The sequence below is a fragment of the Methanomassiliicoccales archaeon LGM-RCC1 genome (assembly GCA_030168575.1).
Lineage (GTDB): Archaea > Thermoplasmatota > Thermoplasmata > Methanomassiliicoccales > Methanomethylophilaceae > Methanoprimaticola.
Genome location: CP115555.1, coordinates 553,746 through 574,754 on the forward strand (window position 1 = coordinate 553,746; position 21,009 = coordinate 574,754).

Below are 21,009 nucleotides of genomic sequence, written 5' to 3' on the forward strand. Positions count from 1 at the left end.
CTCACTGGAGACCGCTGTATTCGCTCAGCTTCTGCCTGGATTTGGGACCGAATTTATCGATGGACTTGTCGAAGTCCTCCATGCTCACCTTGCAGGCTGCGATGTCCTCATCGGTAGGGGCCTCGCCTTTGGCGACAAGCCTCCTCACCGCGTTCATGACCGCCTCGTTGCATATCGCGGATATGTCAGCTCCGGTGCAGCCTTCGGTGCGCTGAGCCAGATCCTCCAGGTTAACATCCTCTTCCATGGGCCTTCCCCTGGTGTGGATGCCGAATATCGACTTCCTCGATTCGAGGTCTGGGGGCGCGATGTAGATGGACTTGTCGAATCTTCCGGGCCTCAGCAGAGCGGGGTCCATTATGTCCGGCCTGTTCGTCGCGGCGATGACCACCACGTCGTTCAGTCCTTCCAGACCGTCCATCTCCGTCAGCATCTGGGAGATGACCCTCTCGGTGACATTGCTGTCGCCTCCGGTTCCCCTCTCCGGCGCTATGGAGTCTATCTCATCCATGAAGATCACGCAAGGCGATGCCTGCCTGGCCTTCCTGAACGTCTCCCTGACGGCCTTCTCGGATTCACCGACCCATTTGTTGAGGAACTCCGGCCCCTTCACGGAGATGAAGTTCGCCTCCGACTCCGTCGCCACCGCTTTGGCAAGCATGGTCTTTCCGGTTCCTGGGGGACCGTAGAGCAGTATTCCCTTCGGGGGTCTGGCGTTCATATGCTCGAACACCTTGCCGAACTTCAGCGGCCATTCGACCGCTTCCTTCAGCTCCTGCTTCGCATCCTCCAGAGCTCCGATGTCCTCCCATTTGACGTTGGGCTTCTCGATCAGGACCTCCCTCATGGTGGAGGGCTGCATGTCCTTCAGGGCGTTCTTGAAGTCGTCCTTGGTGACGACGATGCTGTTGAGCACCTCGATGGGCGTGTTCTCGGCTTCGACATCGTCCTTCAGCACCCTCCTCAGCGCGGTCATCGCCGCCTCCTTGGTCAGCGCCGATATGTCCGCACCGGCGTATCCGTGAGTCTTGTCGGCAAGCCAGTTCAGGTCCACGTCCTTGTCCAGAGGCATTCCCCTGGTATGGATCTGGAGGATCTCCAATCTGCCGTCCCTGTCGGGGATGCCGATCTCGATCTCCCTGTCGAATCTTCCGGGCCTCCTCAGGGCCTCGTCTATGGCGTTGGGCCTGTTGGTAGCTCCGATGACAACGACCTTTCCTCTGGAGTTCAGCCCGTCCATCAGCGACAGGAGCTGGGCGACTATGCGCCTCTCCTCCTCCCCGCTGACCTCGTCCCTCTTGGGGGCGATGGAATCTATCTCGTCGATGAAGATGATGCTGGGCGAGTTCTCCTCAGCCTCCTTGAAGATCTCCCTCAGCTTGCCCTCGGACTCTCCGTAGAACTTGCTGACGATCTCAGGTCCGCCTATGGACATGAAGTTGCTGCTCGTCTCTCCGGCGACCGCCTTGGCCAGCATGGTCTTTCCGGTTCCCGGGGGACCGTGGAGAAGCACACCTTTCGGAGGCTCAACTCCAAGCCTCTTGAAGAGCTCGGGATGCTTCAGCGGAAGCTCCACCATCTCCTTGACCTTCCTGACGGCGTCGCCCAGTCCTCCGAGGTCGTCGTAGGACACGTTGGGGATGTTGCCGTCGTCCGCAGGCTTGTTCGTGATCTTGACCTTGGTATCCGGAGTGATGACGGTGGCCACGCCCGTCGGCGAGAAGGACTTCACCACGAAGGCCATCTTGTTGCCCATGACGTTGATGGGAACGGTGTCCCCCTTGGACATAACCCATCCTTCGAAGAGCTGCCTGAGGTGGTCCTCGCCTCCCTGGAGCCTGAGCTCGCCAGAGGGTGCGAACGTGATCTTCTCTGCGCCCTGGACGGTGATCTTCTTCACCGATACGCGGTCGTCGGCGGTCACGCCGGCGTTCTTCCTGGTGAGGTTGTCGAGTCTGATGACTCCCTTGTTGGCGTCCTCAGGGTATCCGTCCAGGATCTTGACGGCGGTCTTCTTCGCACCGTCGATCTGGACGATGTCCCCTACTTTGATGCCGAGCACCGTCATCAGCTCGGAATCCATTCTTGCTACTCCCCTTCCCGATTCGCCGGGTTTCAGTTCTGCGACCTTAATCGCCTTCTCGTTGACCATCTTCAGTCCTCCTCAGTGTTATTATCGATCATCTCGTCCAGTTGCCTGTAGAGCTCCTTCCTTCTCTCCGGGTCCTCAACCGAGCGTATCGCCTGGTTGATCCCGTTCATCACCGAGTTGCGCTCGTCCATCAGGGCAGCGCGCTCCCGGTCCAGCTCTGCGATCCTCGAATCCAGTTCCTTCAGCTGCTCCACCGCCTTCTCCGTGTCGCTGATATCCGTCTCCTTTTCATCCTTCCCGCCGGAGGAAATTAGGCGGGCGGTGAACATGTTGTCGTGGAGGTCGATCATCAGCGTGAACTGCCTGTTGGGCACGTACACGGTCCTGGTCGGACCCATGGAGCTCTCCTCGGGATAGCTCATCAGCATCCCCGTCTGCTCCATAAGAGCCAGATTCTTCATGACGGCCTGTTGGCTAACGCCAAGTTCCTTGGATAGCTGCAGAGGATAGCTCGGTTCCCTGGTGAGGTATTCGAGGATCCTCCTCCTCGTCGGATTCTCTATTATCGATAGCAGTTCGTCTATGTCCGTCATGTGGATCACTCAGTTGTTAACCGTTGGTTCACTAGTTGATGATAGAACAGAACTTCTATAAAAAGATAACTAAATATCGTTCTCGATGACGAAACAAGGCGGACACCTTTCCGCCCTGGCCTACAATTATAATAACTCGGAAATCTACACACATCCGATGAAAGGGGAACTAGCGGACGATTACGTCATCGTGAAGGACCAGACCGACGGCAACCACCTGTACGGCAAGGGCAACTACGGCTACCCGCGCAGCGGCGGCGGTGTCGACCTGGACCTCTTGGAGGCGACCCTCCTCACGGAGCTCGGCAAGCTGGAGGTCCTGGACAAGGGCAGGAAGCTGTCCTTCGAGGAGATCTTCAAGCTCTCGTCCGATGCCATCGAAGGTTTCGACATCCTCTACATCGTCTACAGGGACATCAGGTTGGGAAGGGGGTTGGTCGTCAAGCAGGAGACCGGCAACTACGACCTCTCGGTCTTCGGCGCCGGCAAGAGGCAGTCCAATTCTCGTCCCGCATACATGCTCAGGGCGGTCTCCGAAAGGAGCGTTCTGGACGCCTCCGAATCCTTGGAAGGGACCAAGGAGACCAACGACAGGAGGAAGAACCTCCTGTACGGCGTGGTCGACGAGGAAGGGGACGTGACATACTACAAGCTCCATGTCAAGGATCCCGCAGGGAAGGTCTTCCCAACGGATGTGAAGGGTCATGCTGACGGGGTCCTGGTGAGCGACCGCGTGTTCATCTTCCAGCAGGAGCAGTGCGGCTTCCTCCACGACTACGGGTTCTTCGGAAAGCTCATCAACGGTATCTATCAGCTGTCACTGGTCGAGGCCTGCTATCTGGTCGGGAAAGGAAAGCTGACAGTGAAGGACGAATCCGGGACAGAGATGGATTACGACGATCTCTTCGAGTACGGCTTCAATGAGCAGGATGAGTTCGAGAACCGCCTGAAGGTCTATACCGACCTTAGGGAGAGAGGTTTGGTCGTGAAGGCCGGCTTCAAGTACGGCACCCATTTCAGGGTCTATCAGGACGATCCGGACGATTGCCATGCCAGGTTCCTGGTGCATGCCGTCCCTTACGAGGTCACCAAGATGTGGCCCGATATCTCCAGGACGGTCAGGCTGTCCGGCGGAGTCAAGAAGGAGATCCTTTTCGCCATGGTTCAGGGCAACTCTGTTCACTATCTGGAGTTCGAGTGGTATAAGCCCGGTCTGCTGCCAGGAAAATGAAGTCATATGGGCGGTTGGGAGGCTCTGAGCCCTTCTTCTAAAGGGGTCGACCTTTCGAGCCTCCGACATCATTCAGCCGATGTCAAGCTTTTTCTACGCCGATGGTTTATGACCACTCGATAACGATGGTCAATGGACCCACCGTTATAGTTAGCCGGAATCCGCCTTGCGGACCGCGACTAAGGTTAGTAGAAAATTTATTTCCACCCCCTGTCAGTCCCCCGGGGTCGACACCCTGATAGGACTTTAGTCCGTTTGTACCGGACTGAAAGTCCGGGAACCGGCAGGGGGTGTTCCCCTAATTATTACTTAATTGTAGGCCCGAAAGTCAGCATGACTTCTACATCGGGGGCCCTCATCCAAGCCGTAGCGGAGGATCTCGTTGTACTTCGAGTTGGCCTCTTCTCCTTCCTTCTTCCGCTTCCACGCATCTATCTCGATACTGATCGCGATCATCTCATCCGCTATCGCTTCGGGGCTCTTAGGTCTGGCCCTGATAACATATGAGGTCATGCGGCGTATCGCCTTGGGGTAGCCCAGTCCTTTGGCGATCTTCAGCCCGAACTCTTCGGGGAATCCGAGATTTAGCAGCGCATCGACGAGATCATCCTTGGCCGCGGCCCATTCCTTCTGCGGTTCGGTGGGCATCAACAGTTCGAAAAAGAAGATCGGGGGAAATCCCCCTGAGTTTCACATTCACTCCTTGTCCTTCGTGACGGCTTCCTTCGCCTTACCGAGGGCCTTCGAGATCCAGAAGGTCATGATAACGGCCAGGACTGTCACGATGATGGCGTACACCAGGCTTCCCCAGATCGTTCCGTCGTCGTTGGGGAAGATCATGGCGATGGCCGCCTTGATGGTCTCGTTCCATGCCAGAGCTGCGACGAGTCCGAAGGCTGCGGTGATAAGGGCTGCGAATGTCTCAAGTAGCTGGACTTTGAGTTCTCCTGCCATGGTTGGGGTATTGAATTGGCGGTATTAACGCATTGTGAATTCAGAATACATTTACTCCAATGAACCGTTCAATCGTAAATATTGGACCTATGTCCGATCTCCACTAACAAGATTACAAGTTTCCCTCCATCGATTTTGCTGATGAGTCTGTAGTTTCCCACCCTGTATATCCATAGTCCTGCCTTATCACCCGTAAGTGCTTTTCCAGATGCAAACGGATCGTCTGTACCCTCGAGATGTTTTGTAATCCAATTGAGTATCATGGTCCTTGTGTAACGGTCCATTTTTCTGAGCTGCTTAACAGCATCCTCAGTGTACTCGACGGAATAAATCACTCTTCATCACCAAACATCTTCAGAACTTCTGAGTGAGAATAGGTCTTAGGATTCTCGAGGTATTTTCTATACGCTGTTTCTCCTACAGCAATATCATACTCATTTTCAATTTTTTCAAACAGAGCTTGTTTGAAAGCCTCTCCCATAGAAACGCCTGTCAAGGCTGCATACCTTCTTGCAAGGAGTTCTTCCTCTGCAGTCAGTCTTATTGAGAATGCCATTAGATCACCAACGATGTGTAGTACATTGTACTATTTATATGGTGGTTGTGATTGTTTTGATTTCATACATCTGACCTGACTTTGATATATCTTCGAATCCAGTACCCTAATGGATTGATGTATCATGTCCGACACCATCGAGCACAAATGCCCAAACTGCGGGGCGACGGTAACATTCGACGCCGGCACGCAGAAGGTGGTGTGCGAATACTGCGGATGCAGCTACGACCCTGCGGAGTTCATACCTTCCGGCGGGGACGTAAGGCCGGATGCGGACAGCATCGAGCTCCCCATGAACGGCGGAGAGCAGTGGTCCGAGGATGACGACGTCAGGGAATACTGCTGCAACTCCTGCGGAGGGGAGATCTACACCGAATCCACAACGTCCGCCACGATCTGTCCTTTCTGCGGCAGTACCGTAATCCTCAGGGGGCGTCTCACGGGCTCCCTCATGCCTGACAAGGTCATACCGTTCAAGCTGTCCAAGGAACAGGCGCTGAACGAGATGCATTCGTTCATAGGCAAGAAGAGGTTCGTTCAGAAGGGGTTCGTGAACCTCAGCGAACTGGAGGAATCCAAGGGGGTGTACGTTCCTTATTGGATATACGACCTGGAGTTGGACGTCGACCTCGAATACACCGGTATGAAGCAGCGTACCCTCATCCCGGGAAAGAACGGGGATGTCGTGGAGCAGAGGTTCTTCCGTATCAGGAAAAAGGGATCAATATCTTTCGACCGTGTTCCTGCCGACGGTTCCTCGAAGATGCCGGACGACCTCATGGAATCTTTGGAACCCTTCGATTCGGAGGAGGCAGTTGATTTCAGGACTGCTTACCTTTCCGGCTACGTGGCGGACAAGTACGATATCGCCCAGGAGGATGTTGCCCCGAGGATCCGCGAGCGCGTCTGCGAGGAGGTGGACGACAGGTTCAGAGGGACCATCACGGGATACGACGAGATCACCATGAACGGGTCGTCGATAGACGCGAAGAGGTCCGGGGTGGACTATGTCCTGTATCCAGTCTGGCTCTTCAATCTGAGATGGAACGAAGAGAAGTTCACTTTCGCTGTGAACGGTCAGACGGGGAAGGTCGCGGGGGACCTGCCACCCAGTAAAACTAAGATGGCAGTTGCGAGTCTGGCGTTGTTCTGCGTGCTGTGGATAGCATCTTGGCTGCTGTTCAGTCCCGGCGCATCTCTGGACGAGATAATAGATGCCATGACATACGTCACATTGTTCTGCATCATGATCGCCGTGATCGTTTACGAATCGTTAAAGGACGGACTGAAGTCGGTGGAGAAGAGGCACGGTTCCGAGTACTACTATCGCGAAGGGAGCATGGACATCAGCGATGAGAGCGAGGAGTTCCTTTACAAGAGGATAACGACCGACTGAACCGTGAACGGTCACTCGTTCGACGGATTGAATTCGATAGAAGAGAAGGGCCGTGAGGCCCTTGTATTGTTTTCAGAGCTGGATCTCGATACCGAGCTTCTCGGTGAGCTCCTTGTACCTGTTCCTGATGGTGACCTCGGTCACTCCGGCGACATCGGCGACCTCCCTCTGCGTCCTGCGCTCGTTGCACATGATGGACGAGATGTAGATCGCTGCTGCAGCGACACCGGTGGGTCCCCTTCCGGAGGTGAGCTCCTTCTCGGAAGTGTCCTTCAGGATCTCCGCGGCCTTCGTCTGGACCTCTCCGCTCAGCTTGAGCTCGGAGCAGAACCTCTGCACGTAGTCCTGGGGCTTGGTGGGCATGAGCTTCAGCTTGAGCTCGCGGGTCATGAAACGGTAGGTCCTTCCGATCTCCTTCCTTCCAACACGGCTGCTGTTGCCCACTTCGTCGAGGGTCCTGGGAACACCGCACTGCCTGCATGCCGCGTACAGCGATGCAGCTACGACTCCCTCGATGGACCTTCCTCTGATGAGGTTCTTGTTGACCGCTTTCCTGTAGATCATGGCGGCGGTCTCCCTGACATTCCTGGGGAGTCCCATCGCCGAGGCCATCCTGTCCAGCTCGGACAGGGCGAACGCCAGGTTCCTCTCGGTAGCGTTGGATACACGGATCCTTCTCTGCCATTTCCTGAGCCTGTACAGCTGTGCCCTGTTCCTGGTGGGGATGCTCTTTCCGTAAGAGTCCTTGTTCTTCCACGAGATCTCCGTCGAGAGTCCCTTGTCATGGATAGTGTAGGTCATGGGTGCACCGGTACGCGCCCTCTTCTCTCCCTGCTCCACATCGAAGGCCCTCCATTCGGGACCCTGGTCGATGAACTGGTCGTCGAGGACCAGACCGCAGTCTTCACACAGGAGCTCTCCCCTTTCGTAGTCACGTACGAGGTGGTGGCTTCCGCACTCGGGACAGACCTCAATTTCTTCTGCTCCTTCCTTTGTCTTTACCATGTTTGTTTCCTCCTGTGGTATAAAGGTCGGTTCCTTTCTCTCCTCCCGTGGGCTTGGACTTGGGCTCGATGGATGCGTAAGGGCCGGATACAGGTCCGAACACCCTCTTGACAACACCGATCTTGTTCTTCTCGGCGTCGTAGACGACTTCTCCGATCTCGGGTAAACCGGTGCATTTGACGACCAATTTCCCTTCGGTCGTTATCTCCTGCACACTTCCCAAATAATCCATAGTCATTCCGCCTGGGTATGGAGTTATTCCTAACAAATTGTGGTTATACTGGACTACTATATAATACATTGGGATTTATTTATATCGGATATGATATTATCCTTCGTTTTTTGTCGATTTTCTCATATTTAAGTATCATTATCTATTTTTTCGGTGGCTGGATGGATTATCCTTGGTTGAGTTGAGTACTCATTTTCCAGTGGAAACAGTGCTCTCTTTCATCCAATTGAACGCTCCGATCAGGAACCCATATAACGACAGAACCCATCCAATCGGCGGCGATCGAATTAGGAAGGAGGAGTTGTCGGCAGGCGGCAGAAGTATCACGCTTTTCCTAGCGGACACGGCAGGCCGTCCTTTGGTCGTGCTGAATGAGTATTCCGGCGACGGCAGCAAGGTAGCGGATGCCGTGAAGTCCGGATGCGACAAGGAGTTCAACCTCCTATGCGTGAGCGGCCTGGACTGGAATCATGACATGGCCCCGTGGGATTCTCCTCCAGCATTCAAGGGCGACACGCCCTGCACCGGAGGCGCGGACGCTTATCTCGATACCCTCACGAAGGAAATCATACCCGAAGCACTGGAGCATGTGAACGGAAGGCCTTCGTCGATAGGGATCGCAGGCTATTCCTTGGCCGGGCTCTTCGCCGTCTATTCGATCTACCGCTGCGATATGTTCGACCGCGTCGCCAGCATGTCCGGTTCCATGTGGTTCCCGGATTTCACCGATTTTGTGGCAAGCCACGAGCCTATGAGGCGGCCCGACCGCATGTACATCTCACTGGGGGATGCGGAGAGGAACACCAGGAACCCTCTGCTGAGAACTGTCCAGGACAGGACCGAATGGCTGGTAAGCCATTACAGGGAGGCCAGTCTGGACGTTATCTGGGAGCTCAATCCGGGCAACCATTTCAAGGATGCGGACCTGAGATGCGCCAAGGGGATAATCTCGATGATATCGGACGATATCCGCTAAAATCGGCGCTGAACACGCCTTCAGCGTGTCCAGACTCTCACAGATAATTAATAAATATAGGCGAGTTTGTTCCCAATAACATTATGCCCGTGTCACGGGAATGAAAAACGGAGTGAAAAACATGGCACTAGCAATCTGGTCGATGGATTTCGTCAGTCTCATCGTCATCGCTTTCGCCCTGGTCATGGTGATCGCAGGCCTTCTGGCAGCGTTCTTCGGATCGGGAAAGGCTAAGGGATACGGAGGTCTGATGACCGTTATCGGAGTCGCTTTGTTAGGCATTTGGATCTGGCTTTGCGGCTTCAGCGACATCTCAATCTTCGCCGATGTACCTCTTTGGGACGTATTCATTGACGCGATTATCAACCTCATCGGTATCCTTGTCGGAGCACTGATCGCGGTTGGTATCTTCCTCGCGGTAGTTCTGAAGAGCTGATCGGGGACATTGTCCCCAAACACCTTTCCTTTTTTTCTCCACTTGATTGAGACGATCGACAGTCAATAGCGATTGCTATGGACGGACCCATCGGCCATATCATCACAGTCGGATTTTGAAAAAAACAGGACTGGGCAGAGCCCAGTCAAGGAAATAAGAGAATTGGAAGAGAAGGATCAGTTACCCTGACTGATCATCTCGAGCTGACTCATGACCTGGTAGATCAACGTCCTTCCGTGCATGGGGATGTTGGGATCGTTGGCCAGGTCGTCGAGGATGACGATGGCGCCTGTCGCACGGACGTCCATGGGTTCCTTGGTGTCGAGGAGCCTGGCCTTCGCGTCAGTCGCGCCTTTCCTGATGTTTCTGGGGATGGAGGTGTCCTCTGCGAGCATGTCGAGAACATCGGTTATCTGTTTCACTTTGTCTGCCATGGAATCACCTGGAGCTCAGAAGCTCTCGAACTCTTCCTGAAGGTCCTGTACCATCTGGTCGAGGACTTCCTCGAAGTTGATCGATTTGTATTCCCTGACGCCGCCCAGATCGCTCTGAATCCTGACGACAAAATCGTTGTTCTCTTTCACAAGCTCTACGTTGCACAGAATCTCTTCCATTCTTATTACCCCCGTAGGATAGTTGGGCGAACAAGCACGGCATATATATCATTGGCGGTTCTCTCTTTTTACTTATAAAGATAACTAATGCGTGAAGTATTAGACTAAACACACCTAGGATAGGTAAGAAAAGCCCCTTTTCATTAGAAACGTTTATAATAGAATGTCCGTTAGAGGGGTTCGTTCTGTGTTGTTATCGCTTCAGCGAAAGCAAGCACCGAAATAATCGGCAAACGCCGATGGAGAACGATTCAAATGGCAGCAGACGAAGAAGAGTCAACGTACGAAGAGCTCCAGGACGAGTTCGAGTCGAAGGCACGCGGATTCGGAAAGGGAAAGTACGGAAGGATCATGAAGATGGCGCGCACGCCCAGCATGGATGAGTACAAGAAGACCGTGTACATCACGGCGATCGGAATCATCCTGATCGGAGCAGTCGGATTCGCCATCATGTGGCTGATGACCGTCCTGCCGAAATACTTCTGAAGGAGCTGAGCATCATGATGTTCACTGGTGAAAACAATCTGAAGAAGGTTGCAGCCAGCGGTACAGTCTTCTGGAAGTTCCAGATCAGCTCGGGTGCGGAGAAAGCGAAACTCTCGTTCTCACTCGTGACCGGACCCGACGCAGAGAATGCCCCTGAGTGGACAGTGGAGCTCCACGATGCAACCGATGGGGAGATCTGGTCCAACGGAAGAAGCAAGACAGAGGTCGACGTGGCCCTCCCCGGCAAGAACGCCAAGGAGCTGAAGCTGGTCGTCATCTGCCCCAACGGAGCAAGGTACGGCGACTCCGTCACCATCACCGTCAACGGCTCTGCCGACGACGGAATGGATTCAATCACATTCGAAGCCGTAGCACAACAGTCCATAATGGTCCTTAAGACGCAGATCGACCAGGAGAAGACCGTCGCGAACGAGTTGGCATCCAAGGCGAACAAATCTGCTGACAAGGACATATATGCGATCCTGAGCCCAGCCGGACTCAGGGGATACGTGTTCGTCGAAGGAATGAACACGGATCGCGTCCGCGAGAAGTCCAAGGACATCAAGAAGGCCAGGAACTTCATCGAGGGCGAGGCTAAAATTGAGGAGGTAAGTCCCTACCTCACACCCGTATCCGCTGTAGTAGGAATCGTCGAGGGAGACACTGTCGAACTCATCAACGGTCCCTTCAAGGGTGAGAAAGCAAGGGTACAGCACATCGATCATGGCAAAGAGGAGATCACTGTCGAGCTCACCGAGGCCATGGTCCCCATTCCTGTCACTGTCAAGGGAGACAGCGTCAGACTAGTTGAAAAGGAGAAATGAGCAATGGTAGATACTGTTGAGGCATTGGTGGACGGAGGCCGCGCTTCCGCAGGTCCACCGCTCGGTCCCGCACTGGGTCCGAAAGGAGTGAACATCGGTCAGGTCATCGCAAAGATCAACGAGAAGACGAAGGCATTCGACGGAATGAAGGTCCCCGTCAAGATCCTGATCAACGACGACAAGACATTCGACATCAAGGTCGGAACACCCCCTGTGTCCGCACTGATCAAGGGAGAGCTCGGAGTAGAGTCCGGAGCTCACAACGCCAGGACCGAGAAGGTCGGAAACCTGACCCTCGACCAGGCAAAGAAGATCGCCGACATGAAGGGCGACGATCTCCTCGGCGCAACGATGAAGGCAAGGGTTCTGGAAGTCGCCGGAGCCTGTGTCGCCATCGGTGTGACCATCGACGGAAAGGGACCCAAGGACTTCACCAAGGCTGTCAAGGCCGGTGAGTACGACTCCCAGTTCTGAAAAAAATCACGGGGGCTCCGCCCCCTTTCTTTCCTATACTTTTGTGCGCGTATGCGCTTTTGAGACTCTATATATAGGTTTATATATCAGATGTCTCTAACGGTGGAATACTTGTAGGAGAGCCGCAAGGCTCGCAAGCACTACAGGAGGAATTGTATTGGCAGAAAAATCAACCGTAATGGCCGTGCAGAAAGCACTCGAGAGTGCAAAGAAGCGCAACTTTACTGAGACGGTTGAGTTGGCCATCAATCTCGTGGATGTCGATCTGACAATCCCCAAGAACCGTATCCAGGAGGATATCATTCTCCCGAACGGAAGGGGAAAGTCGGTGAAGATCTGCGTCATTGGTGGTGGCGAACTTGCCTTGAAAGCCAAGGACGTGGCCGATCTTGTGATCACACCCGAGGAACTCGGAGCGATTGCAGACGACAAGAAACAGGCTAAGAAGATCGCGAACAGTACCACATACTTTATCGCTGAGGCACCTCTGATGGCTCAGGTCGGTAAGAGGCTGGGTACCGTTTTGGGACCTCGCGGAAAGATGCCTAAACCAATCGCACCGGGAGCAGATCCCGCACCGATGATTGACGGTCTCCGCAAGTCTGTGTCCATCAGAACGAAAGACAGGAAGACATTCCACGCACCCGTCGGCTCCGCTGACATGAGCGCAGAGGAGATCGCTGACAACATCGATCTCATCATCAAGCGTGTTGAGGCCCACCTCGAGAAGGGAAGGCACAACATCGCATCCGCTTACGTCAAGACGACCATGGGTCCCTCGGAGAAGATTCTGTAAGGAGGTTTGAAGATGGCACACGTCGCAACTTGGAAGAAGGATCTGGTAAGCGAGCTGGTACAGGATATGCGCGAGGCTCCAGTTGTCGCAGTTGTCGACATGGAGAACATCCCCGGACAGCAGATCCAGGCCATGAGGGCAGGACTCAGGGCACACGCGAAGCTCAAGATGACCAAGAACAAGCTCATGCTCTTGGCCCTCGACGAGGTTTCCAGCGCAAAGCCCGGAATCGAGGCACTCAAGGACTCTATCGATGGACAGTGTGCGATTGTCACAACTGACATGGATCCCTTCAAACTGTTCGCACAGTTGAAGAAGACAATGTCACCCGCACCGGCAAAGCCCGGTCAGATCGCACCCTTCGACATCGTTGTACCTAAGGGACCGACACCTTTCGGACCCGGACCGATTATCGGAGAGCTTCAGAAGATTGGCCTTCCCGCAGCAATTGAGGGAGGAAAGATAGGAATCAAGAAGGACACGACGCTCGTGAAGGAGGGTGAACCCATCCCCGCGGACGTTGCAGCAATGCTGCCCAAGCTCGAGATTCTTCCCATGATCGTAGGATTGGACCTTAGGGCCGCCTACGAGGACGGAACAGTCTACCACAAAGATGTCTTGGACATTCCTGAGGATTACTACGCTAACATGTTCGCTACGGCTGCACACAACGCATTGGCACTCGGTGTCGAGATCGCCTTCCCCACGAAGGAGACCACCCCACTGCTCATCGCCAAGGCGTTCAGGGAGACTGTTGCAGTCTCTGTTGAAGCCGCGATACCCAACGAAGCAAGTATCAAGACACTCGTCGCAAAGGCGGACGCCCAGGCGCTGTCCGTTGCAGCAGCGAGCGGATACCAGAGCGATTCTGTGAACGCTAAGGTAGCCGCAGCCGCCGTAGCAGCACCTGCAGCTGCAGCAGCAGCACCCGCAGCAGAGAGTGTGAAAGAGGATGAACCCGAGGAAGTAAGCGAGGAGGATGCAGCAGCAGGCCTCTCGGCACTCTTCGGATGAAATTAAAGGAGTTGAATTAAATGGAGTATATCTACAGCGCAATGGTGCTCTACTCTGCTGGCAAGGACATCACCGAGGACGCAGTTAAGGCAGTTCTCACAGCCGCCGGAGTTGACGCTGACGCAGCAAAGATCAAAGCACTGGTTGCATCACTCGAGGGAGTCAACATCGCAGATGCTATCGCGAACGCCGCAGTCGCAGCGCCCGCAGCAGCACCCGCAGCTGGAGCCGCCCCCGCAGCAGCAGCCGCTGCACCCGCAGCAGCCGCGGAGCCCGAGGTTGAGCAGGTCAGCGAAGAGGATGCAGCAGCAGGTCTCTCTGCTCTCTTCGGATGAACGCAAGTTGATCTTAAGAGTCAATACAAACCTTTTACCACACCCTTGTGGTTTCTTTTCTTCGAATTCATTATACATCCGTCCGTCATTGGAGAACCGATACAATGAGCGACGTTCTCATCATCATGTGCGGAGGGGCTGCCGGCAACGCCATTCTCGGACCCGCCGCCGATGAGAACTTCGACGAATCCGTCAAGGACGCCAGGCAGAAGTTCGGCGAGGACCTGGACATCGTCACCAAGGGGGAATCTACCTTGGACATCAATGACCAGAAAGCATTGGAGGATCGTCTCTCCCAATACCGCATCGTCACCACATACTGTGTTCTGGGCGGGGAGTTCGGCACCGATCTGGTGCAGGAGATAATCAAGACCTCCAGGGCCGTCGGCTGCAAGATCGTCTCCATATTCGGTATACCGATGGAGATGGAGGCGGACAGGCGCAAGAGGGCTCTGAAAGCACTTCCTGAATCCGTCGCTCTGACCGATTGCAGCCTGGTGATCGACATGCAGAGATCCCAGGAACTGAACCTCGAGTTCGGCGACCGTGAATGGAAGAACTTCCTCAGGCTCAGCGACACCATGGTAGTATCGTCAGTCGTATCGGTCAGGGACTGCTTGCAAGGACCGTTCTTCTCGACGTTCAAGAGCAAGCTATATGCATTCGTATCCCACAGCGACGTCATGCCCGTGAAGGCGGTCATGAAGGCATGGGATAATATCCTGTTCGACGACTCCCAGGCGCTGGACGACTCCGTCGTCATGGTCGGGAAGAACATCAAATCCTCCGAGATAGAGGATATCAAGAATCAGGTAGTGATGAACCACGGATCGATGCCCGAAGTGGTCGCCAGATCCGATTCTGACGATTCCAAAGTGATCGTCTTCAGGGCCGTCAAGTCATTCTGACCTGTCCTTCTTCCAGGACTTGCCGTACTTCAGGTACTTTGAGGCATCGCCGAAAACGCCCATGAGCGTGTTGTACTCGTACTTCGTGGGGATAGCACGCCCCATCATCCTTCTGAACATGATGCTGGTGTAAGGGCGTCTCTCTTTCGGGTACTCGATACCATCCAGCAGGTCCCCGAAGTATGCGTATAGCATCTCCTTCTCCCTCTTGTCCGCAGGCTCGGGCCTCCTGGGGTCCGTGTGCATGGACATGAAGAACTCGTAGAGGACCGTGTGGGTGGCATGGGACAGGTTCAGGATAGGGTACTCCTCGCTGGCCGGTATGGTGACGAGGACATCGCAGTAGTTCAGCTCGTCCTGGAGAAGACCGATGTCCTCCCTTCCGAACACAACAGCGATCTTCTCGGTGTAGCCCCTGCAGTGCTCCGCGAACTCCCTGACGGGCATGGGCACGCGGGTGTAGTTGCTGTCGCCCTTGGTGACGACACCGCTGGTCCCGACGACTAGGAAGCAATCCTGAGTGGCCTCCTCCAGCGTGTTGCAGATCACTGCATTGTCAAGGATGTCCGCTCCGTGCTTCGATCTGCGGTACGCATCGTCCCCTAGTTCACAGGGATTCACAAGATAGAGCTCCTTCATGTCGAAGTTCGCCATGGACCTGGCGATGGCCCCCACATTCCCTTCGTACTTCGGACCGACGATTACCACACGGATTTCTGGCATATGCCCCTACAGAACGGATTGGCTACATAACATCATCGAACGGGAGAGCGATACATTAATTCGAGACAGGAACATTAAGGGTTCTCAGTCAAGCCGCATATGCGGATCAAGAGGAAGATTCATGGACATACCAAAGGATCACCCGAGATACAAATCGCTGATGACAAGGGAGCGTCTGGCTCATATGGTCGAGGAAGGTCTTGTGACCCCCACCGGGCTCATCTCCCACGGAAGAGGGGAGGCATACGACTACCTCATGGGGGAGAAGAGCATCCCGCCCGCATTGGAGGCGGAGAAGGTGGCCGCCGCGTACCTTCTCAGGGCGAAGAACCCCGTAGTATGCGTCAACGGCAACGCCGCTGCGCTGGACCCGGACAACCTCATCGCGCTCGCCAAGGCCGTACCGGCCAAGATGGAGGTCAACCTCTTCCACAGGACCCCTGAGAGGATGGAGGGATTGATATCGTACCTCGAGTCCAAGGGCGCCGGCAAGGTCCTCGGAAGGGACCCCGACTGCAGGATCCAGGGCCTGAACCACGACCGTGCCCTGTGCACGAAGGAAGGCATCTTCGACAGCGATGTGATAGTCGTTCCCATAGAGGACGGCGACCGCGCCGAGGCGCTGGTGTCCATGGGCAAGATCGTGATATCCATAGACCTAAACCCGCTGTCCCGCACGTCATGCAAAGCGACGGTTCCCATCTCGGACGAGATGACCCGTGCATTGGAGAACATCATCCGTTTCATCGGGGAGCTCAGGGGCGACGACGATGCAATACTTAAAGTAATTAACCAATACAGTAGCCTGAAGAACCGTCGTGAAACCGTCAAATACATCTGTGATTCACTGATATCAGGTTTCGAAACGGGAGATGATTGAATGGAAGACCTTCTCAAACAGGGATCCCTGAAGCTCCACTGGGTAGAGACTCACATGCCCGTGCTCCAGGAGATCAGAAAGAATTTCATAAAGGAGCAGCCCCTGGCAGGATTCAAGATCGGAATGGCCCTCCACACAGAGGCCAAGACAGGTATGCTGGCCATCACTCTGGCGGACGCAGGTGCGAACATCCGCCTCGCGAGCTGCAACCCCCTCTCCACGGACGACTCCGTCGCCACCGCGCTGCGCGACGAGTACGGACTGGACGTCTTCGCTAAGAAATGGGAGACGCAGGAGGAGTACTACGCGAATCTCAATACGGTCCTGAACATGAACCCGGACCTTATCATCGATGACGGTGCGGACCTGATCACGATGGCCCACACCAGCCGCAGGGAGGTGCTGCCCAACATCAAGGCCGCCAACGAGGAGACCACCACCGGTGTGACCCGTCTCAAGGCCATGGCAGCCGACGGAACCCTGCAGTTCCCCGTCCTGGACGTCAACGACGCCAAGATGAAGTTCCTCTTCGACAACAGGTACGGAACCGGACAGTCAGCATTCGACGGATGGATGAACGCGACCAATCTGCTGGTCGCCGGAAAGACCCTTGTCGTCGCCGGTTACGGATGGTGCGGAAAGGGAATCGCTATGAGGGCCAAGGGAATGGGTGCCTGCGTAATCGTCACGGAAGTGGATCCCGTCAAGGCCATAGAGGCCAAGATGGACGGATTCCAGGTCATGAGGATGATCGATGCCGTCAAGATCGCGGACATGATCTTCACGGTCACAGGATGCAAGGACATCATCGCACTGGAGCACTTCCAGGTCATGAAGGACGGCTGCGTCGTAGGTAACGTAGGTCATTTCGACAACGAGATCAACAAGGAGCATCTCTACGCTCTGTCCGAATCATGCACCCGCGTCCGCGAGTTCATCGACGAGTACAAGATGAAGGACGGCCGCCGCATCTATCTGATCGGAGAGGGCCGCTTGATGAACCTGGCAGCAGGTCAGGGACACCCCGCGGAGATCATGGACATGTCCTTTGCGACACAGGCTCTCGGTATCGAGTACATGAGCAGGAACTACGAGAACATGGAGCCCACTGTCCACAGGGTGCCCGAGATGATCGACAAGAAGATCGCGAGCATCAAGCTGGAGTCCATGGGAGTGGTCATCGACCACCTCTCGGATGACCAGATAAAGTACACCACTGGATGGCAGGAAGGCACATGAAGGAGCCCTTCCTGTCCGTCTACGGCCATGTGACCGTCGACCAGATAATGACGGTCAGGAAGTTCCCCGCGGACAACACCACCGAGGACATCGTCACGAAGATGACGACCCTCGGCGGGACGGGGACGAACATCGCCGTGGCGGCGGCCAAGCTGGGATGCCCCACCGCTCTCTGCGCTTTCGTAGGCAACGATTTTCCCGGCATGTACGAGAAGCAGATAGCCGATTCAGGATTGATACTGGACGAGTTCCTCCATGTTGACAAGTTCGAGACATCCGGAGCGGTCGTCGTCAACGATCCCAACATGGTTCAGAAGGTCGTGTTCTACCAGGGGCCCCAGGGTTTCGCTGATGAGGTCGGGATCATGCTCACATCGAATGCGAAGAAGTCCAAGCACACGCACTTCTGCACAGGACAACCCTCCTATTACATCAAGGTCATGGACGCGATCAAGGGATGCACCAAGATCGCGCTGGACCCTGCCCAGGAATCCCACAGGATATGGAACAGGGACAACTTCGTCCCTGCTCTGGAGAGATCGGATTCAATGTTCTGCAACAACTTCGAGGCGGAGTCCCTGAAGAAGTATGCCGGAGTCGATGACATACTGGATGCCGATGTCGGCATGGTCGTATGCACGCACGGGGCCGAAGGCAGCGTGGCCAGGATCGGCGACGAGAGGATCAGGATCCCTACGGTCAAGGCCGACAGGATAGCGGACCCTACAGGCTGCGGGGACACCTACAGAGCGGGATTCTACACCGCACTGTACAAGGGATACGGCATCCCCGAGGCGCTGACCATAGCATCAGCCGTAGCATCCTTCGTCATAGAGGAGACCGGGGCCCTGACGCACATCCCCGATTGGGATTCTGTCATGGCCAGGGCGGAGCCCTATCTGAGAGAGATCTCATGAGCCTCTTCGCGATAACGGGCACGCCGGGTACCGGCAAGACATCCGTATCCGCGGAGCTGCGCTCCAGGGGCTACGATGTCATAGACATGAACGAGCACATACGCTCCCACGGATTGCTCGGGGAGCTGGACGCCTCCAGGGACACGCACGAGGTGGATCTGGATGCATTGAACGATTCGCTTCAACCCTATCGGGATTCCGACGGGCTACACCTCATGGACAGCCATCTCTCCCACTTCATGGACTGCAGCGGGATCATCGTCCTGCGCTGCGATCCGGAGATCCTGTACAAGAGGCTGAAGGCCAGGGGCTACTCGGAGGAGAAGGTCCTGGAGAACGTCCAGTCCGAGGTGCTGGACGTGATATTGTGCGAGGCCACCGACTCGGACATCCCCGTCTACGAGGTGGACTGCTCCGGAGGGGATCCTTCGGTTTCCGCGGATTCCGTGGAAAAAATACTAAAAGGGGAGACTACTGACTACTTACCAGGAAAGACCGATTGGTCGCAGGGGATGGACAAATGGTTCTAGACGGACAGAGATCGAAGGTTGATTTCGCGCTCGCGCCAGTCGCACGCGCTTTCATAAAGGTGAATCCGAACATCGTTTCTTGGATCGGGCTGCTCATAGCATTGCTGAGCGGTATCGTCCTCTATCTGAGCGGAGCTGACGACAGGACATGGCTCCTGCTGGTCGGTGCGTTCCTCGTCATCGTATCGGGATACTTCGATGCACTCGACGGCAAGATCGCGAAGCTCGCCGGAAAATGCAGCGCCAAAGGCGATTATCTCGACCACGTATTCGACAGGTATGCCGATGTTTTCATGATCGGCGGAATTGCGTTCTGCGGCTATTGGTGCAACCCTTACCTGGGGATGCTGGCATTGGTGGGTGTCCTTCTCACGTCGTACATGGGAACGCAGGCACAGGCGATCGGTGCACCCCGTCTCTACGCAGGTCTCCTCGGACGTGCGGACAGGGTCGTTCTTTCGACATTGTTCCCTATCCTTCAGTTCGTGTTCGGAAGCTTCGGCATGGGATGGTACGACCTCACGATCGGCGATTGGGTGTTCTCCATAAACTGGCTGACCATCATGATGCTCTGGTTCGCTGTAGTCGGCAACATCACGGCCATCCAGAGGGCGATCATAACTTGGAACAACCTCTCCAAGATGGATGAGAAGAAGGATCAGTGAGACTGCTCCGGCCCGGCAGGGGTCTGCTGACCCTTGTTGCCATCCTTTGCCTTGGTCCTGTAGTACTTGAGCGGATGCGACATCCACTCCTGCTCGCACAGCTTATCGGGGTTGTAGCAGAGACCGTTGGTCTTCATCGTCTTGCATTCCGGTGGAGAGTAACCTTCTCCTCCGCTCAGCTCACCCATGATGTGCTTGATCTGATATTCGGACTTGGATTCATCGAAATCCGGCGATTCTGCGAATACCTTGATGATGTCGTCATACCCCAGCCCCAGTGCCTTCAGGAACGTGACAATCGCGAATCTGGCGCTGTGAGGAAGGTTCAGACCGTTCCTCGACATCTCCAGTATGTGCACCAGGCATGGCGGCATGTAGTCCATCTTCATACCCTCTCCGTTGGTGGGGCTCATCTTCATCTTCGTGTCCGCCAGGGCCATGGTCACAGCGGTGACGTCGCCCTCGAAGTACCTCTTGTACTCGTCCGGTGTCTTTACCGGAAGTTCCGATTCGATCTTGTCCTGAAGGGCATTCTGCATGAGACGGCTGTACTTGTCCTGCGGGAGGTAGACGATACCGTGGTGGATGTCGCTGTTGATGAGCTTCCAATCGATGCTGTTTAGCCTGCTGGACAGCCTAAGGTAATCAGGGAACTTCATGTGGATGGTCCCGTCGCGGTCAACTGTGGACGTGATGCCCAGCTCCTCGGAGACCATCAGGACGGTCTCCCTGTCCTCCTTGTTCAGGAGGCTGTTCATGCGGACAGCTTCCGCGAGAGCGTACCTCTTGGTCAGGAAACGGTCGCCGATCTGGGAGACTATCATCCTCGCATAGGGATATGACATGACCTCGATGAGCCTGTCGTAATCCGACATCAGCTCCACATAGGAAACCTCGGATCTATCCAGAGCCTGGAGGACCCTTTCCCTGCCCCTTGTGCGTGCAGGTGCGTACGACTCTGACGTGATCAGGGACTCTAGGTCTGCGGAATTGTTCTCCGCAAACTCGGACGATTCCCTGAGGAACGGGTATCTAGCCGCACGCTTGGTATCCATGCCCGACGGACTATCTTAGGGATAGATAATGATTGACATCTCCGGTCACAATCGGGACTGCTTGGATCGAGGAAGGTA

28 protein-coding genes are annotated in these 21,009 nt (G+C 55.1%); 16 read left to right on the forward strand and 12 right to left on the reverse strand.

Going from position 1 to position 21,009, the window contains the following annotated elements; genetic code table 11:
- Position 1 precedes the first annotated feature (1 nt).
- Positions 2–2,152: a CDC48 family AAA ATPase gene (locus tag PED39_02720; GenBank protein WII08130.1), complete on the reverse strand. Its 2,151-nt coding sequence runs from the start codon at positions 2,150–2,152 to the stop codon at positions 2–4.
- Between the two features lie 2 nt (positions 2,153–2,154).
- Complete coding sequence (locus PED39_02725; GenBank protein ID WII08131.1) at positions 2,155–2,685, reverse strand: helix-turn-helix domain-containing protein; 531 nt, start codon at positions 2,683–2,685, stop codon at positions 2,155–2,157.
- 157 nt (positions 2,686–2,842) lie between these two features.
- On the opposite strand from PED39_02725, the gene endA reads away from it, so the two are divergent.
- Positions 2,843–3,916 (forward strand): tRNA-intron lyase, encoded by a 1,074-nt coding sequence (endA, locus tag PED39_02730; GenBank protein WII08132.1) that lies wholly within the window; start codon positions 2,843–2,845, stop codon positions 3,914–3,916.
- A gap of 309 nt (positions 3,917–4,225) precedes the next feature.
- Here the strand turns inward: endA and PED39_02735 are convergent, their stop codons facing one another.
- The 4 genes from PED39_02735 to PED39_02750 form a co-directional block, all read right to left on the reverse strand.
- Complete coding sequence (locus PED39_02735; protein ID WII08133.1) at positions 4,226–4,564, reverse strand: hypothetical protein; 339 nt, start codon at positions 4,562–4,564, stop codon at positions 4,226–4,228.
- 48 nt (positions 4,565–4,612) lie between these two features.
- Positions 4,613–4,870: a DUF5654 family protein gene (locus PED39_02740; protein ID WII08134.1), complete on the reverse strand. Its 258-nt coding sequence runs from the start codon at positions 4,868–4,870 to the stop codon at positions 4,613–4,615.
- 68 nt (positions 4,871–4,938) lie between these two features.
- A complete protein-coding gene (locus PED39_02745) occupies positions 4,939–5,205 on the reverse strand; it encodes a type II toxin-antitoxin system RelE/ParE family toxin (GenBank protein WII08135.1) in 267 nt (88 codons plus the stop codon).
- Complete coding sequence (locus PED39_02750; protein ID WII08136.1) at positions 5,202–5,426, reverse strand: DUF6290 family protein; 225 nt, start codon at positions 5,424–5,426, stop codon at positions 5,202–5,204. Before PED39_02750 ends, PED39_02745 begins: the two co-directional genes overlap by 4 nt.
- A 124-nt stretch (positions 5,427–5,550) precedes the next feature.
- Here PED39_02750 and PED39_02755 point away from each other — a divergent pair, with 124 nt between their 5' ends.
- Positions 5,551–6,822, forward strand: a complete 1,272-nt coding sequence (locus tag PED39_02755; protein WII08137.1) for a hypothetical protein — start codon at positions 5,551–5,553, stop codon at positions 6,820–6,822.
- 72 nt (positions 6,823–6,894) lie between these two features.
- Here the strand turns inward: PED39_02755 and PED39_02760 are convergent, their stop codons facing one another.
- Both PED39_02760 and PED39_02765 read right to left on the reverse strand, forming a co-directional pair.
- Positions 6,895–7,827 carry a transcription initiation factor IIB gene (locus PED39_02760; GenBank protein WII08138.1) on the reverse strand — a complete coding sequence of 311 codons (933 nt, stop codon included), beginning with the start codon at positions 7,825–7,827 and terminating at the stop codon, positions 6,895–6,897.
- Positions 7,793–8,065, reverse strand: a complete 273-nt coding sequence (locus PED39_02765) for a Gar1/Naf1 family protein (protein WII08139.1) — start codon at positions 8,063–8,065, stop codon at positions 7,793–7,795. Before PED39_02765 ends, PED39_02760 begins: the two co-directional genes overlap by 35 nt.
- A gap of 295 nt (positions 8,066–8,360) precedes the next feature.
- On the opposite strand from PED39_02765, the gene PED39_02770 reads away from it, so the two are divergent.
- The gene (locus tag PED39_02770) at positions 8,361–9,035 is read left to right on the forward strand and encodes an alpha/beta hydrolase-fold protein (protein WII08140.1); all 675 of its coding nucleotides are present in this window, start codon (positions 8,361–8,363) and stop codon (positions 9,033–9,035) included.
- A gap of 121 nt (positions 9,036–9,156) precedes the next feature.
- A complete protein-coding gene (locus PED39_02775) occupies positions 9,157–9,471 on the forward strand; it encodes a hypothetical protein (GenBank protein ID WII08141.1) in 315 nt (104 codons plus the stop codon).
- A gap of 176 nt (positions 9,472–9,647) precedes the next feature.
- Here the strand turns inward: PED39_02775 and PED39_02780 are convergent, their stop codons facing one another.
- Together PED39_02780 and PED39_02785 are read right to left on the reverse strand one after the other, a co-directional pair.
- Entirely contained in the window at positions 9,648–9,905 is a 258-nt protein-coding gene (locus tag PED39_02780) for a UPF0147 family protein (protein WII08142.1), read from the reverse strand.
- Positions 9,906–9,920: 15 nt separating this feature from the next.
- Positions 9,921–10,085 carry a hypothetical protein gene (locus PED39_02785; GenBank protein ID WII08143.1) on the reverse strand — a complete coding sequence of 55 codons (165 nt, stop codon included), beginning with the start codon at positions 10,083–10,085 and terminating at the stop codon, positions 9,921–9,923.
- 255 nt (positions 10,086–10,340) lie between these two features.
- Here PED39_02785 and PED39_02790 point away from each other — a divergent pair, with 255 nt between their 5' ends.
- The 7 genes from PED39_02790 (at position 10,341) to PED39_02820 (ending at position 14,922) form a co-directional block, all read left to right on the forward strand.
- Positions 10,341–10,571, forward strand: a complete 231-nt coding sequence (locus tag PED39_02790; protein WII08144.1) for a protein translocase SEC61 complex subunit gamma — start codon at positions 10,341–10,343, stop codon at positions 10,569–10,571.
- The gene (locus PED39_02795; protein WII08145.1) at positions 10,538–11,395 is read left to right on the forward strand and encodes a transcription elongation factor Spt5; all 858 of its coding nucleotides are present in this window, start codon (positions 10,538–10,540) and stop codon (positions 11,393–11,395) included. The genes PED39_02790 and PED39_02795 overlap by 34 nt, the downstream gene beginning before the upstream one ends.
- Positions 11,396–11,398: 3 nt before the next feature.
- Entirely contained in the window at positions 11,399–11,869 is a 471-nt protein-coding gene (locus PED39_02800) for a 50S ribosomal protein L11 (protein WII08146.1), read from the forward strand.
- A 157-nt stretch (positions 11,870–12,026) separates the two neighbouring features.
- A complete protein-coding gene (locus tag PED39_02805) occupies positions 12,027–12,665 on the forward strand; it encodes a 50S ribosomal protein L1 (GenBank protein WII08147.1) in 639 nt (212 codons plus the stop codon).
- A gap of 12 nt (positions 12,666–12,677) precedes the next feature.
- Positions 12,678–13,679, forward strand: coding sequence for a 50S ribosomal protein L10 (locus PED39_02810; protein ID WII08148.1), 1,002 nt, complete (start codon positions 12,678–12,680; stop codon positions 13,677–13,679).
- Positions 13,680–13,699: 20 nt separating this feature from the next.
- Complete coding sequence (gene rpl12p / locus PED39_02815) at positions 13,700–14,014, forward strand: 50S ribosomal protein P1 (protein WII08149.1); 315 nt, start codon at positions 13,700–13,702, stop codon at positions 14,012–14,014.
- Between the two features lie 104 nt (positions 14,015–14,118).
- A complete protein-coding gene (locus PED39_02820) occupies positions 14,119–14,922 on the forward strand; it encodes a hypothetical protein (GenBank protein WII08150.1) in 804 nt (267 codons plus the stop codon).
- Here PED39_02820 and PED39_02825 read toward each other — a convergent pair.
- Complete coding sequence (locus tag PED39_02825; protein ID WII08151.1) at positions 14,914–15,645, reverse strand: RNA methyltransferase; 732 nt, start codon at positions 15,643–15,645, stop codon at positions 14,914–14,916. The two genes, PED39_02820 and PED39_02825, sit on opposite strands and share 9 nt — an antisense overlap.
- A 121-nt stretch (positions 15,646–15,766) precedes the next feature.
- Between PED39_02825 and PED39_02830 the strand changes: the two genes are divergently transcribed.
- From PED39_02830 to PED39_02850, 5 genes are read left to right on the forward strand one after another with little or no spacing between them, the layout of a single operon-like run.
- On the forward strand, positions 15,767–16,525 hold the full coding sequence (locus tag PED39_02830; protein WII08152.1) for a 4-phosphopantoate--beta-alanine ligase: 759 nt from the start codon (positions 15,767–15,769) through the stop codon (positions 16,523–16,525).
- Positions 16,526–17,764 (forward strand): adenosylhomocysteinase, encoded by a 1,239-nt coding sequence (locus tag PED39_02835; GenBank protein WII08153.1) that lies wholly within the window; start codon positions 16,526–16,528, stop codon positions 17,762–17,764.
- Complete coding sequence (locus PED39_02840; protein WII08154.1) at positions 17,761–18,681, forward strand: PfkB family carbohydrate kinase; 921 nt, start codon at positions 17,761–17,763, stop codon at positions 18,679–18,681. The genes PED39_02835 and PED39_02840 overlap by 4 nt, the downstream gene beginning before the upstream one ends.
- Complete coding sequence (locus PED39_02845; GenBank protein WII08155.1) at positions 18,678–19,211, forward strand: adenylate kinase family protein; 534 nt, start codon at positions 18,678–18,680, stop codon at positions 19,209–19,211. The genes PED39_02840 and PED39_02845 overlap by 4 nt, the downstream gene beginning before the upstream one ends.
- Positions 19,202–19,876 carry a CDP-alcohol phosphatidyltransferase family protein gene (locus tag PED39_02850; GenBank protein ID WII08156.1) on the forward strand — a complete coding sequence of 225 codons (675 nt, stop codon included), beginning with the start codon at positions 19,202–19,204 and terminating at the stop codon, positions 19,874–19,876. Before PED39_02845 ends, PED39_02850 begins: the two co-directional genes overlap by 10 nt.
- Here the strand turns inward: PED39_02850 and PED39_02855 are convergent.
- The gene (locus PED39_02855) at positions 19,870–20,931 is read right to left on the reverse strand and encodes a DNA primase large subunit PriL (GenBank protein WII08157.1); all 1,062 of its coding nucleotides are present in this window, start codon (positions 20,929–20,931) and stop codon (positions 19,870–19,872) included. The two genes, PED39_02850 and PED39_02855, sit on opposite strands and share 7 nt — an antisense overlap.
- Between the last annotated feature and the right edge of the window lie 78 nt (positions 20,932–21,009).